The organism is Streptomyces sp. NPDC057877 (assembly GCF_042796855.1).
In the GTDB taxonomy this organism is placed as follows: Bacteria; Actinomycetota; Actinomycetes; order Streptomycetales; family Streptomycetaceae; genus Streptomyces.
Window position 1 is genome coordinate 689,719 of record NZ_JBHVMS010000003.1, and the last position, 12,943, is coordinate 702,661.

At 72.9% G+C, this 12,943-nt stretch carries 12 protein-coding genes; 7 read left to right on the forward strand and 5 right to left on the reverse strand.

From position 1 onward, the window contains the following. Positions 1-9 precede the first annotated feature (9 nt). From ACFVQG_RS10940 to ACFVQG_RS10950, 3 genes are all read left to right on the forward strand, one after another. Positions 10-1,461 (forward strand): glycosyltransferase, encoded by a 1,452-nt coding sequence (locus ACFVQG_RS10940; protein WP_383379429.1) that lies wholly within the window; start codon positions 10-12, stop codon positions 1,459-1,461. Then, positions 1,458-3,569, forward strand: a complete 2,112-nt coding sequence (locus tag ACFVQG_RS10945) for an ArnT family glycosyltransferase (protein ID WP_383379432.1) — start codon at positions 1,458-1,460, stop codon at positions 3,567-3,569. The genes ACFVQG_RS10940 and ACFVQG_RS10945 overlap by 4 nt, the downstream gene beginning before the upstream one ends. A 338-nt stretch (positions 3,570-3,907) precedes the next feature. Continuing rightward, positions 3,908-4,672 (forward strand): TetR/AcrR family transcriptional regulator, encoded by a 765-nt coding sequence (locus ACFVQG_RS10950; RefSeq protein ID WP_383379435.1) that lies wholly within the window; start codon positions 3,908-3,910, stop codon positions 4,670-4,672. A gap of 12 nt (positions 4,673-4,684) precedes the next feature. Here the strand turns inward: ACFVQG_RS10950 and ACFVQG_RS10955 are convergent, their stop codons facing one another. The 4 genes from ACFVQG_RS10955 to ACFVQG_RS10970 are packed head-to-tail and all read right to left on the reverse strand — an operon-like array spanning position 4,685 to position 8,970. Beyond that, complete coding sequence (locus ACFVQG_RS10955) at positions 4,685-5,152, reverse strand: PPOX class F420-dependent oxidoreductase (protein WP_383379438.1); 468 nt, start codon at positions 5,150-5,152, stop codon at positions 4,685-4,687. 9 nt (positions 5,153-5,161) lie between these two features. Then, positions 5,162-5,989, reverse strand: a complete 828-nt coding sequence (locus ACFVQG_RS10960; protein WP_383379441.1) for a YceI family protein — start codon at positions 5,987-5,989, stop codon at positions 5,162-5,164. A 25-nt stretch (positions 5,990-6,014) separates the two neighbouring features. After that, entirely contained in the window at positions 6,015-8,456 is a 2,442-nt protein-coding gene (locus tag ACFVQG_RS10965) for an MFS transporter (RefSeq protein WP_383379444.1), read from the reverse strand. A 13-nt stretch (positions 8,457-8,469) separates the two neighbouring features. After that, positions 8,470-8,970 carry a MarR family winged helix-turn-helix transcriptional regulator gene (locus ACFVQG_RS10970; protein ID WP_383379447.1) on the reverse strand — a complete coding sequence of 167 codons (501 nt, stop codon included), beginning with the start codon at positions 8,968-8,970 and terminating at the stop codon, positions 8,470-8,472. 208 nt (positions 8,971-9,178) lie between these two features. Here ACFVQG_RS10970 and ACFVQG_RS10975 point away from each other — a divergent pair, with 208 nt between their 5' ends. The 4 genes from ACFVQG_RS10975 (at position 9,179) to ACFVQG_RS10990 (ending at position 12,097) form a co-directional block, all read left to right on the forward strand. After that, a complete protein-coding gene (locus tag ACFVQG_RS10975) occupies positions 9,179-9,370 on the forward strand; it encodes a hypothetical protein (protein ID WP_383379450.1) in 192 nt (63 codons plus the stop codon). 88 nt (positions 9,371-9,458) lie between these two features. Continuing rightward, the gene (locus ACFVQG_RS10980; RefSeq protein WP_383379453.1) at positions 9,459-10,364 is read left to right on the forward strand and encodes a LysR family transcriptional regulator; all 906 of its coding nucleotides are present in this window, start codon (positions 9,459-9,461) and stop codon (positions 10,362-10,364) included. Positions 10,365-10,469: 105 nt separating this feature from the next. After that, a complete protein-coding gene (locus ACFVQG_RS10985; RefSeq protein ID WP_383379455.1) occupies positions 10,470-11,042 on the forward strand; it encodes a cysteine dioxygenase in 573 nt (190 codons plus the stop codon). A gap of 80 nt (positions 11,043-11,122) precedes the next feature. Continuing rightward, positions 11,123-12,097: a YeiH family protein gene (locus ACFVQG_RS10990; protein WP_383379458.1), complete on the forward strand. Its 975-nt coding sequence runs from the start codon at positions 11,123-11,125 to the stop codon at positions 12,095-12,097. Positions 12,098-12,103: 6 nt separating this feature from the next. On the opposite strand, the gene ACFVQG_RS10995 is transcribed toward ACFVQG_RS10990, so the two are convergent. Next, complete coding sequence (locus ACFVQG_RS10995) at positions 12,104-12,928, reverse strand: hypothetical protein (protein ID WP_383379461.1); 825 nt, start codon at positions 12,926-12,928, stop codon at positions 12,104-12,106. Between the last annotated feature and the right edge of the window lie 15 nt (positions 12,929-12,943).

A 12,943-nucleotide genomic window follows, 5' to 3' on the forward strand; every position in this document is an offset into this window, starting at 1 on the left:
GTCGGTGGCATGCGAACCGACTCTTCTCCCGGCACTCTGCCGGCGCGGGAGCACCTCCCGGCCGGAGATGCCGGTACGCCTGTCCTGGACGTGGTGGTCCCCGTCTACAACGAGGAGAAGGACCTCCAGCCGTGTGTGCTGCGGCTGCACGCGCACCTCACGCGCACCTTCCCGTACCCCTTCCGCATCACCATCGCGGACAACGCGTCCACCGACGCCACCCCGCGCGTCTCCCAGTGGCTCGCCGAGCGGATCCCGCAGGTCCGGGCCGTACGGCTGGAGCAGAAGGGGCGCGGGCGGGCCCTGCGCACGGTGTGGTCCAGGTCCGACGCCCCCGTCCTCGCCTATATGGACGTCGACCTGTCCACCGACCTCAACGCGCTGCTCCCGCTGGTCGCCCCGCTGATCTCCGGCCACTCGGACCTGGCCATCGGCTCCCGGCTCGCGCGCTCCTCGCGGGTCGTGCGCGGCGCGAAGCGGGAGTTCATCAGCCGCTCGTACAACCTCATCCTGCGCGGCTCGCTCCAGGCCCGTTTCTCGGACGCACAGTGCGGGTTCAAGGCGATCCGCGCCGATGTGGCGCGGGCGCTGCTGCCGCTGGTGGAGGACACCGGCTGGTTCTTCGACACCGAGATGCTGGTGCTCGCCGAGCGCGCCGGGCTGCGCATCCACGAGGTGCCGGTCGACTGGGTCGACGACCCCGACTCCACGGTCCACATCGTCAGGACGGCGACCGACGACCTCAGGGGCGTCTGGCGGGTGGGGCGGGCCCTGGCCACGGGTTCGCTGCCGCTGGACCGGCTCGCGCGTCCGTTCGGTGACGATCCACGGGACCGGGACCTCAAGGACGTACCCGGTGGACTGGCCCGCCAACTCGTCGGCTTCTGTGTCGTGGGCGCCCTCTCCACCCTCTTCTACCTCCTCCTCTACACCGGCTTCCGCGCCCTCACCGGCTCCCAGACCGCCAACGCGCTCGCCCTGCTGGTCTCGGCGGTCGCCAACACGGCGGCCAACCGGCGCCTGACGTTCCGGGTGCGGGGGCGCGGGGGTGCGGTGCGGCACCAGGCGCAGGGCCTCGTCGTCTTCGGCATCGGCCTCGCCCTCACCAGCGGCTCCCTGGCCGCCCTCAACGCCGCCACCGCCACCCCCGCCCACTCCACCGAACTGGCCGTGCTGATCGCGGCCAACCTCGCGGCGACGGTGCTGCGGTTCCTGCTCTTTCGGGCCTGGGTGTTCCCCGAGCAGCGGGATACGGGCCTCCTGCGGGCGATTCCGGCGCAGGGCGGGGCGCCCGCGCCCGGGTCCCGGGCCCTGCCCGCCGACGACCTCCGCGACCCGCCCGACCTGCCGCGCCGCGGCTCCCCGTCCGGCCCCCGCACCCCGGCCGCCACCTGGGGCGACGCGACCATCCGCCTCCAGCCCGTGCGCCCGCACGACACCGACCCGAGGGACCCCCGATGACCACCGCCACCCTCCCCGCCGCCCCACCCCGGGCGCACGCGTCGCACCGGCAGCCCTTCCTGCGACGGCTGTGGCGCGGCCACCCCGAGGACCCCCGCTGGGCCCGCCCCGCACTCCTCGGCGCGCTGCTGCTGATCGGCGCGCTCTACACCTGGAACCTCACGGCCTCCGGCTATGCCAACTCCTTCTACTCCGCGGCCGTACAGGCGGGCAGCGAGTCCTGGAAGGCGATGTTCTTCGGCTCGCTGGACGCGGCCAACGCGATCACCGTCGACAAGCCCCCGGCGGCGCTGTGGCCGATGGCCCTGTCCGTCCGGCTGCTCGGGCTCAACTCCTTCGCGATCCTCTTCCCGCAGGTGCTGATGGCGGTGGCGACGGCCGGTGTGCTGTACGCCTCCGTGCGCCGTCGGTTCGGCGCGGGCGCCGGGCTGCTCACCCTGGCGGTCTTCGCACTCACCCCGGTCGCCGCGCTGATGTTCCGGTTCAACAACCCGGACGCGGCCCTCGCCCTGCTGATGGCCGCCGCCGTGTACGCCACCCAGCGGGCCCTGGAGAAGGCGCACACCAAGTGGCTGATGTGGGCGGGGGCGGCGATCGGCCTGGCCTTCCTGGTCAAGACCCTCCAGGCGTTCCTGATCCTGCCGGTGCTGGCGCTCGTCTACGTCGTGTGCGCGCCGACCTCCCTGAAGAGGCGCGCCGGGCAGGTGCTGCTCGCCGGGCTCACCATGGTCGTCGCGGGCGGCTGGTGGGTGGCGGTCGTCGAACTGTGGCCCGCGTCCTCGCGCCCCTACATCGGCGGCTCGCAGAACAACTCCTTCCTGGAGCTGACCTTCGGCTACAACGGCCTCGGCCGGATCAACGGCGAGGAGACCGGCAGTGTCGGCGGCGGCCAGGGCGGGGGCTGGGGGGAGACCGGCTGGGACCGGATGTTCAGCTCGAACATCGGCGGCCAGATCTCGTGGTTGATCCCGGCCGCGCTGATCCTGCTGGTGGCGGCGCTCGTCGTGACCCGAGGGCGGGGGCCGGGGCGCACGGACACCACCCGCGCCCTCTTCCTCCTCTGGGGCGGCTCGCTGCTGATCACCATGGTGATCTTCAGCTTCATGCAGGGCATCTTCCACGAGTACTACACCGTCGCCCTCGCCCCCTACATCGCCCCGCTCATCGGCATGGGCGCCGCCCTGCTGTGGCGCGAGCGCGGCCGGGCCCGGGCCTCGCTCGCCCTCGCCGCCGCGATGACGGCCACGGCCGCGTGGGGGTACGTGCTGCTCGACCGCGCCGCCGACTACCACCCGTGGCTGAAGTGGGCCGTCCTCGTGGGCGGGTTGGTGGCCGCGCTGGGGTTCGTCTTCGTGGGGCGACTCGGAGGGCGGCTCGCCCTCGGCGTTGCCGGGCTGGGTGTGGTGGCGGCGCTGGCCGGTCCCACGGCGTACTCCCTGACGACGCTGGGTGAGGGGCACACCGGGTCGATCGTCACCGCCGGTCCGGCGGTCGCGGGGGGTGCGGGCCGGGGTGGCGGTCCCGGTGGCGGTGGCATGGGCGGCGGCCCTGGCGGCGGAGGCTTCCCCACCGCCCCCAACGGGCAGGGCCAGCAGGGCGCACAGCCCCCGACCGGCGGCTTCCCCGGCCAGAACGGCCAGAACGGCCAGAACAGCCAGAACAGCCAGAATCAGCAAGGCGCGCGGAACGCCCCCGAAGGCAACGGCGGCATGGGCGGCCTCCTCAACGGCGCCGACGTCAGCGACGAGGCCAAGGAACTCCTCACGACCGACGCCGACGCCTACACCTGGGCCGCCGCCGCCATCGGCTCCCAGAACGCCGCGAGCTACCAGCTCTCCACCGGCGAACCCGTGATGGCCATCGGCGGCTTCAACGGCACCGACCCGTCCCCGACGCTGGCCCAGTTCAAGGAGTACGTGGCGGACGGAGAGATCCACTACTTCATCGCGGGCGGCGGCATGGGCGGCGGCGGCATGGGCGGCGGCGGCGCGATGGGCGGCGGCGACAGCGAAGGAACCTCCTCGCAGATCACCTCCTGGGTCGAGGCGAACTTCAAGGAAGTGACGGTCGGGTCGGCCACCTTCTACGACCTGACCCAGCCCAGCTGAACAGGGAGAAACGCGCGCTGTGCACCGTATAGGACCCCTCTCTACGGTGCACAGCGCCTGGAGGCGGGGCTGGTGTCGGTCGCGGCGCTGGCCCCCGGCGGTTACGGGGGGACGCTGCTCGGCGGGGGCCGTGCTGGTGGGGGGATTGCCCGCGGCGGCGTTGTCGCGGCGGGCGGAGCGGGACAATGCCCAAGGGGGCGGGTGGTGTTGTCGTCAGGCGGTCGCGGGCCGGTGGTGCTTGATCGCGCCCACGCGGCGGAGCCGCCTATCGGAACAGCCCCGCGCCCCTGGTGGCTTGTGCCGACCGGCGACGAAGAAGCAAGCTCAGGAAGGTGCCCATGGCGAAGGACGACGCGGCCAGGCAACCGGCGCGGGCCAGTGTCTGGCTGACGGACCAGGCGCGCCGCAGTGGGCGGGGCGGTGGGCAGCCGTCGGGGCTGGACCGGGAGCGGATCACCGAGGTGACCGTGCGGCTGCTGGACGCGGAGGGGCTGGCCAAGTTCTCCATGCGGCGGCTGGCGGGCGAGCTGAACGTGACGGCGATGTCCGTCTACTGGTACGTCGACACCAAGGACGACCTCCTCGAACTCGCCCTCGACTCCGTCTACGGCGAACTGCGGCTGCCCGACCCGGAGACCGACGAGGACTGGCGCGACCAGCTGCGCACCCTCGCCCACGAGTACCGGACGCTGCTGGTGCGCCACCCCTGGCTGTCGCCGCTCGCGGGCACGTATCTCAACATCGGCCCGAACTCGCTGGCGTTCACCCGGGTCGTACAGCGCGTGATCCGCAGGACCGGGCTGCCCGCGCACGGCATGACGGGGGCGATCTCGGCCGTCTTCCAGTTCGTGTACGGCTACGGCACCATCGAGGGCCACTTCACCGCCCGCAGCGCGGACTACGGCATGACCCCGGACGACTACTTCCGGCACTCCATGCGCACGGTGACGGAGTCGCCGACGACCGCCGAGGTCATCGAGGAGTCGAAGGACATCATGGCCGCGCGGGGCGGCGACACCGTCGAGGAGATGCTGGAGCGGGACTTCGCCTTCGCGCTCGACCTGCTGGTGGCGGGCATCGAGGCGATGGTGGCGCGCGGCTGAGCGCCCCCGGGACTACCCCTCCACCAGCCGCGCCGGAAAGCCCCCGGTCGCCACCGGCCCCCACCGCTCCGGCGTGATCCGGATGATCGACTTGCCCTGCCTGACCATGGCGGCCCGGTACTCGTCCCAGTCCGGGTGCTCACCGGCGATGTTGCGGTAGTACTCCACCAGCGGCTCCACCGAGTCGGGCGCGTCGACGACCTCGGCGGTGCCGTCGATCTGGACCCACGGCCCGTTCCAGTCGTCGCTCAGCACGACGAGGCTGACGCGGGTGTCCCGCTTGGCGTTGCGGGTCTTGGCGCGCTCGGGGTAGGTGGAGACCACGATCCGCCCGGAGTCGTCGACACCGCAGGTCAGCGGCGACGCCTGGGGGCCGCCGTCGGCCCGCCGGGTGATCAGCAGGGCGTGGTGCCGGGGCCGTACGAAGTCCAGCAGTCCGGCGAGGGACACCCGGGTGTTGGTCGCGATGTTCGGAGCCATACCGGAAGCCTAGGTCAGCCCCCCGGGCAGCGGGCCGTGCACCGCCTGGATGTCCAGGTCCACCTTGAGCGTCGTACCGATCGCGGCGATGCCCGCCTGGACCACCTGGTTGTAGTGCAGGGCGAAGTCCGCACGGTGGAGTTCGGTGGTGGCGCGAAAGGCGGCGCGGGTGCCGCCCCAGGTGTCGGCGCCGGTGCCGAGGTAGGTGAGGCCGAGGTCGACGGGGCGTACGGCGCCGTGCAGGCCCAGCTCGCCGTGGACCGTCCAGCGGTCGGGGCCGACCGGGGTGAGGCCGGTGGAGCGGTAGGTGATCTCGGGGTGGCGTTCGACGTCGAGGAAGTCCGGGGAGCGCAGATGCGTGTCGCGGGTGGCGTTGCCGGTGTCGATGGACGCGGCCCGGATGACCGCCTCCACCCGCGACCTGGTGACGTCGTCGGGCGCGATCTCGACCGTCGCCGCGAAGTCCGTGAACCGGCCGTGCACGCTGGAGATGCCCAGGTGCCGGGCGACGGCGGCGACGCTGGAGTGCGCCGGGTCCACGGTCCACAGGCCGGGCGGCGGCAGCTCGGCGCCGCCGCCCTGCCGGGCCAGCGTCACCGCGCCCACCTCGGCCCGCCCGCTCGCGGTGACCAGCGCGCCCACGGCGCGGGGCGCGTAGCCGACGGCGGTGACGATGACGGTGTACGCCCCCGCCGCCAGCGGCGTCGCGTCCCGCACCGCTCCCTCGGCGTCCGCCTCCGCGCGCAGCACCTGCGCCCCGCGCAGGTCGGTCACCGTGACGACCGCGTGCGACACGGCCCATCCGTCCCGGGTACGGATGCTCGCGGTCAGTCCCATCTGACGTAACTCCTCAGGTGCTCGGTCACTCGGCCGGGTGCGTCAGCTCGATGTCATGGCCGTCCACGCCCGCGCCGCTCACGGTCAGGGCGCTCGCCACCGGCGGATATCCGGTCGCGATGACCGTGTACTCGCCCCCGTCCAGGTCGGTGAAGGCATACGCCCCGTCCGCCCCGGTCGTGGCCGAGCCGACCACGTTGCCCGCCGCGTCGAGCAGCGTCACGCGGGCGTCGGCGAGCGGACCGTGCGGGGCGCGTACGACGCCCTGGACGCGGGCGCCCGCCGCCAGGCCGACCTCGACGCGGGTGACGCCGGTGCCGCCCACCTCGACGGGCAGCGCGCTCGGCCGGTACCCGGCGGCGTTCACCGCCACGGTCACGGCACCCGGCACCAGCTCCGTGAACGCGAACTCCCCGTCCTCGCCCGTGGTGCCCCCGGCCAGCAGATCCCCGCGCACATCGGTCACGACGACCATCGCCTCCGGCACGGGCTCCCCGCTCTCCTTCGCCCGCACCAGCCCGCTGAGCCCACTGGTGCCGCTGAGCAGGACGTCGTACGACAGCGGCTCACCGTTCACCACGATGGTGGACGCCTGCGGCTGGAACCCGTCGGCGGAGGCGATCAGGACGTACGACCCCGCGCCGGGCGCGTCCACCGCGTAGGAGCCGTCGGCCTGCGCGACCGAGCGGCCCAGCTGGCGGCCGGAGAGGGAGATCAGGGTGACGGCGGCCTGGGGGACGGGCGCCTCCTCGGCGCCGAGGACGCGGCCTCGGACGGGGATGCCACCGGAGGCGGTCACCGGGGTGGCGTCCTCGGACACGGCTTCCTGGGCCCGCTCGGTGACCGGAGCCACCGCGGCCTCCGTCTTCTCCGTCGCCTGCGTCAGCGCCGAACTCGTCCGCAGCGGCACCTCCTTGATGAACACGGAGAACACCAGCGCGAGGAGCGCGACCGGCGCCGCGTACAGGAACACGTCCGCGATGCCATGGCCGTACGCACCCTCCACCACGGCCCGCAGCGGGCCGGGCAGGGCGTCCATGTCGGGGATGCTGCCGGTGCCGGAGCCGGACTCGGCCAGCGCGGCGGCGTACCGGGGGTCGAGGGTGGCGATCCCGTCCTCGAGGTGGTCGGTGATCCGGTGGCTGAGGACGGCGCCCAGCGCGGAGACGCCCACCGCGCCGCCCAGGGAGCGGAAGAAGGTGACCACCGAGCTGGCGGCGCCCAGGTCGCTGGGGGCCACCTGGTTCTGGGTGCACAGCACCAGGTTCTGCATCATCATGCCGACGCCGAGACCCAGCAGCGCCATGTAGGCGCCGACGTGCCAGTACGCGGTGTCGTAGCGGATCGTGCCGAGCAGTCCGAGTCCGCCGGTCACCAGCACACCACCGGCGAGCAGCCACGCCTTCCAGCGTCCGGTGCGGGTGATGACCTGCCCGGAGACGGTGGAGGAGACGAACAGACCGGCGATCATCGGGATCGTCAGGACGCCGGACATGGTCGGCGACTCGTTGCGGGCCAGCTGGAAGTACTGGCTGAAGAAGATGGTGCCCGCGAACATCGCGATGCCGACGAACAGCGAGGCCAGCGACGCCAGCGTGATGGTGCGGTTGCGGAACAGCCGCAGCGGGACGATCGGCTCCGACGCCCTCGTCTCGACGAGCACGAAGACGGCCAGCAGCGCCAGCGTGCCGCCCACCATGGAGTACGTCTGCCAGGACACCCAGTCGTACTTGTCACCGGCGAAGGTCACCCAGACCAGCAGCAGACAGACGGCGGCGGTGATGAGGAAGGCGCCCGTCCAGTCGACCCTGACCTGCCGCTTGACGACCGGGAGGTGCAGGGTGCGCTGGAGCACGATCAGGGCTATGACGGCGATCGGCACGGCGACGTAGAAGCACCAGCGCCAGCCGAGCCAGTCGGTGTCGGTGATCACGCCACCGATCAGCGGGCCGCCGACCATCGCGGTCGCAAACGTCGCGCCGAGGTAGCCGTTGTAGCGACCGCGCTCGCGCGGGGAGATCATCGCGGCCAGGATGATCTGCGCCAGCGCGGACAGACCGCCCATGCCGATGCCCTGCACCGCGCGGAAGGTGATCAGCATGCCGGGGTTCTGCGAGAGCCCGGCCGCGGCGGAGCCGAGCACGAAGATCACCAGCGCCAGCTGCACCAGCAGCTTCTTGGAGATCAGGTCGGCGAGCTTGCCCCACAGCGGGGTGGACGCGGTCATCGTCAGCAGCGACGCGGTCACGACCCAGGTGTAGGCGCTCTGGCCGCCGCCGAGGTCCTTGATGATCTGGGGCAGGGCGTTGGAGACGATCGTCGACGACAGGATCGCGACGAACATGCCGAGCAGCAGACCGGTGAGCGCCTCCATGATCTGCCGGTGCGTCATGGGGGCGTCACCGGACGGGTGGCCCCCCGAGTGCTTGGCGTGGGCCCGCACACCGGATGGTGTGGTCGTTGCCATGGGTGTCCTTTTCCTACTCAGCGTCTTCGGGTGTACGGGTGGTCAGCGCGCCCGCGGGAGGCGTCGGCCGCCGTGGCGGGGCGGTCCGGCAGTCGCCGAAGCTCGCCCGCAGCCGGGTCATCAGGCGGACCAGCTGGCCGACCTCGTCGTCGGTCCAGTCGCCGAGCCGGTCGGCGAGCAGGGCGGTGCTGCGCCGGGACAGCTCGTCGAGCACGGCGTGGCCCGCGGGGGTCAGGCGCAGGATCCGCGAGCGCTTGTCCTGCGGGTCGGGGGAGCGGGCGATCCAGCCGCGCTCGGCGACGTGCGCGACATGACGGCTGGTCACCGACATGTCCACCGCCAGCAGCTCGGCGAGCCTGCCCATGCGCATGTCGCCGTGCCGGTCGAGCAGGGTCAGCACGGCGGCCGAGCCGCCCGGGCAGTCGCTGGGCAGTGCCCGGCCGAGGTCGCGTTTGACGGCCCCGAGGGCGCTGAGCTGGCGGGCCAGCTCCTCGTACTGCGCTGGTTCGGCCATGGGCACTCCCGAACTTGTTGCTTAGGGCAACCATAGAAGTCATTGGTTGCTACAGGCAAACGAAAGGACGGCATACGGGCCCAAAAACTTGGCAAAGGCAAGTATTGGCGGGTGTAAAGGCGCAGGTGGGGCCGGTCGGGACGGGTGTTCGACCGCTCCACGGCCCCGCACTTGGGCCTCCCCGGCCTTTTCGCTAGTGTCTCGGCCCATGGCCAACACCCAGAACCCCCAGGGCAACCCGGACCCCGCCGGCAGCACCCAGATGTTCCGCGCGTTCGTCGACGAGGGCCCGCAGGCCCCGCAGCAGGCGGCCTCCTCCGGCCCCCGCGTGGGCCTGATCATCGGTGTCGTGGTCGCCGTCGCGATCGTCGCCGCGGTCGCCTGGCTCGCGCTGAAGTAGGACCCCGGGCCATCGAACAAGCGCCCGGTACCTCTCCTCTTCTCCGGGCCCGCGTCGCCGTGCCCAAATTCTGCTTATGATTCGGGCCGTGTTCGATTCGCGGCACATCAGGACCTTCCACGCGGTGGTGAACGCCGGTACGTACTCCGGGGCCGCCTCGGCCCTCGGCTACACGCAACCGGCGGTCACCCAGCAGATGAAGGCGCTGGAGCGCTCGGTCGGCAGCCCCCTCTTCATCCGCGTCGGCCGCCGCATGCGGCTGACCGAGGCCGGTGAGACGCTGGCCAGGCACGCGGAGGCCATCCTCGGCAGTCTGTCGGTGGCCGAGGAGCAGGTCACCGCGATCACCAGGCTGCGCACCGGCCGGGTCCGGGTCTGCGCCTTCCCCAGCGCCAACGCCACCGTCGTCCCCGTCGCGCTCGCCCAGCTCGCCGCCGAACACCCCGGGATACGGGTGACACTGCTGGCCGACGAGCCCCCGGACTCCCTGGAACGGCTGGAGCGCGGCGAGTGCGACATCACGCTGGCCTTCACCTACCCCGGCCTGCGCGAGTCCGTGCCGGAGGAGGTGGTGGAGATCCCGCTCCTCGAGGACCAGCTCACGGTGCTGATGCCGACCGGCCATCCCCAGGCCCGCCGACGGGCGGTACGGCTCGCCGACTTCGCGGAGGAGCGCTGGATCGCGGGCTGCACCTGCTGCCGTACCAGCTTCCTGCACGAGTGCGCCGAACTGGGCTTCGCGCCCGACATCGTGTTCACCACGGACGACGGCCTCGTGGTGCAGTCGCTGGTCGCGGAGGGGCTGGGCGTCGCGATGATGCCCGGCCTCGTACTCTCCTCCCTGCGCCTGGACCGGGTCACCGGCCGCGCCCTGCAGCCCGCCGTGCGCCGCCGGATCTCCGCGTACGTCCTGCGCGAGCATCTGCGCATCCCGGCGACGGCCCTGGTGGTGGACACGATCAAGGCGGTGGCGGAGCGGGGCGTCGGCTGCTGAGCCGCCAACGGGCGCCCGCCGCAGGCCACTTGTATAAGCAGGGCTTGGGCGGAGCCGAAGAAATCGTCGTTGGACGCCCGGGTCGGCAGGTCGGACGCTGCCGTCATGACGACATCCGAGGTGCGCACACGCACCGCGACCACCGAGACCACCGCCCGCCTGGACCGCCTCGTCCACGAGGTGCGGGAGACAGTCCGGCGCGGCCTGCCCCACGACCTCACGGCACGTCTGGTCGGTGAGCATCTGGCCCCCCACCTCGGCACCACCGACCTGCTGACCGACCGGCAGCGCGAGAGCAGCCCCGAGCACTACCGTCAGCACGTCCTGCACGCCGAGGAGGACGGCAGCTTCTCGATCGTCTCCCTGGTGTGGCTGCCGGGCCAGCGCACCAGCGTCCACGATCACGTCTCCTGGTGCGTCACCGGCGTCCACGAGGGCCGCGAACACGAACGCCGGTACGCCCTCGTGCCCGACGGCACCACGGCCCGCCTCGTCGCCACCCGGGACGTGGTCAACGAACAGGGCGACGTCTGCGGCTTCGCCCCGCCCGGCGACATCCACAGGGTGTGGAACGCGGGGGCGGACCTGGCGATATCCCTGCACGTCTACGGCGCCGACATCACCCGCCTGGGCAGCAGCGTGCGCCGCACCTACGAGCCCCCGGCCGACGAACGGTGACGGGGCACGCCCCCACCCTGCCCCACCGCTCCGGCACGGCACCGCGCCGGGCCGACGGCGCGCGCTCGAAACTCCCCGGCGTGACCGTCGCCGTCGCCGGGGTCGCCCTGGCGTGGTCGGCGCACCGCCTGCTGCCCGCCGTGCCCATGCTGACCGCCGCCGTCCTGCTGGGCATCGCCGCCGCCCACCTGCCCTACCTGCGCGGCACGGTGCGCGGCGCGGCACGCCCCGGGCTCGGCTTCGCGGGCAAGCGGCTGATGCGGGTCGGTGTGGTGCTGCTCGGGCTGAGTGTCGGCCTCGACGACGTGCTCGGCCTGGGCTGGCGAAGCGTCGCCATGGTGCTGTGCGTCGTCGCCGCGACCTTCGGCGGCACGGTCTGGCTGGGCCGCCGCATGGGCCTGCCCGGCGATCAGCCGCTGCTCATCGCCACCGGCTACTCGATCTGCGGCGCCTCCGCCATCGGCGCCATGAGCGATGTCTCGGGCAGCGACGAGGAGGACGTGGCCACGTCCGTGGCGGTGGTCACCCTCTGCGGCACCCTCGCGATCGTCGTACTGCCGCTGCTCCAGCAGCCGCTGGGCCTGGACGCCGTCCAGTTCGGCCGCTGGGTGGGGGCCGGGGTGCACGACGTCGGCCAGGTCGTGGCGACCGCGCAGACCGCCGGACCCACCGCCCTCAGGGAGGCGGTCCTCGTCAAGCTGATGCGGGTGGCCATGCTCGCGCCGCTGGTCGCGATGGTCGCCCTGTCCCTGTACCGGGCGAAGGGGGCGGCGCGGGGCGCCCGTGGCGGCCGACGGACCCCGGTGCTCCCCCTCTTCGTCGCGGGCTTCCTCGCCATGGTCGCCGTCCGCTCCACCGGCCTGCTCCCGGCGCCGGTCCTCACCGTCGCCCACCACGCCCAGGAACTGCTGCTCGCCGCCGCCCTCGTGGGCCTCGGCAGCGCGGTCCACCTGCCGTCCCTCGTCCGCAACGGCCGCCGCGTCGCGGCCCTCGGCCTGGCCTCCTGGCTGGTGATCGCGGGTGTCTCGTACGGCGGTGTCCTGCTGATCGCTTGAGGCCCGCTAGGAGAACTCGACGGACACGTCCCGCGTCTCCACGCGCATCCCGAGCGGCACGCGCCACGCCTCCACGCACACGGTCCAGCTCCCCTCCTTCCGCGCACCGGGCCCGATCGGCGCCGGAAGCTCCCCGGTGGACTCCACGGTGCCCCAGTCGATGCCGAGCGCGCCGATGATGTGGGTCCCGAAGGTCACGGTGCCCGAACGCACCGCGGTGCCACCGGTGTTGTGGAAGCGCACGGTCACCTGCTCACACCAGCGCCGGTCGGTCTCCTCACGGACGGGTTCGCCGACGCTCAGGGCGGCGGGGGCGGGGGGAGGAGGGGGAGGGGCGGGGGAGGACGGTGAGGTCGTAGGCGTACGGGTTCCAGGGGGCCGCGCGGTCGAGGGAGCGGCGTCCGTCTGGCGGGGCGTGGGGGCGGCGCTTCCGGCGTCGTCGGTCGCGTCGGTCCCGTCGGTCGCGTCGGTCCCGTCGGTCCTGTCGGTCCCGTCGGTCCCGTCGGCGGGGGCGGCTGGGCTGGCGGCTGGGCTGGCCGAGCCGCGCCCGTCGGGCTCCTCCGGTTCTGGCCCTTGCCCCGACTCCGCCCCCGGTTCCGCCTCGTCCCCGTCGAGCGGCAGCAGTCGTACCCCCTCGGTCGGCGTCACCGCCGTACCGGACGAGGGCCCCGCGCCGCCGAGGGCGACGCGACCGCCTCCACCGTCGCCGCCTCCGCAGGAGGCGAGGACGGCGCCCGCGCAGAGGACGGCCGCCGACGCGACGGTGAGGGCGCGTCGGCGGCCATGGGCCCATGTGACTCTTCTGGCCGCTGGGGTCTCCGCTGGGAGCATCGCGCCATGGTGGCT

Bases quoted from the DNA above. Each gene is read 5' to 3' on its own strand.
- ACFVQG_RS10940 (WP_383379429.1), top strand. From the start codon at position 10: ATGCGAACCGACTCTTCTCCCGGCACTCTGCCGGCGCGGGAGCACCTC.
- ACFVQG_RS10945 (WP_383379432.1), top strand. From the start codon at position 1,458: ATGACCACCGCCACCCTCCCCGCCGCCCCACCCCGGGCGCACGCGTCG.
- ACFVQG_RS10950 (WP_383379435.1), top strand. From the start codon at position 3,908: ATGGCGAAGGACGACGCGGCCAGGCAACCGGCGCGGGCCAGTGTCTGG.
- ACFVQG_RS10955 (WP_383379438.1), bottom strand. From the start codon at position 5,152: ATGGCTCCGAACATCGCGACCAACACCCGGGTGTCCCTCGCCGGACTG.
- ACFVQG_RS10960 (WP_383379441.1), bottom strand. From the start codon at position 5,989: ATGGGACTGACCGCGAGCATCCGTACCCGGGACGGATGGGCCGTGTCG.
- ACFVQG_RS10965 (WP_383379444.1), bottom strand. From the start codon at position 8,456: ATGGCAACGACCACACCATCCGGTGTGCGGGCCCACGCCAAGCACTCG.
- ACFVQG_RS10970 (WP_383379447.1), bottom strand. From the start codon at position 8,970: ATGGCCGAACCAGCGCAGTACGAGGAGCTGGCCCGCCAGCTCAGCGCC.
- ACFVQG_RS10975 (WP_383379450.1), top strand. From the start codon at position 9,179: ATGGCCAACACCCAGAACCCCCAGGGCAACCCGGACCCCGCCGGCAGC.
- ACFVQG_RS10985 (WP_383379455.1), top strand. From the start codon at position 10,470: ATGACGACATCCGAGGTGCGCACACGCACCGCGACCACCGAGACCACC.
- ACFVQG_RS10995 (WP_383379461.1), bottom strand. From the start codon at position 12,928: ATGCTCCCAGCGGAGACCCCAGCGGCCAGAAGAGTCACATGGGCCCAT.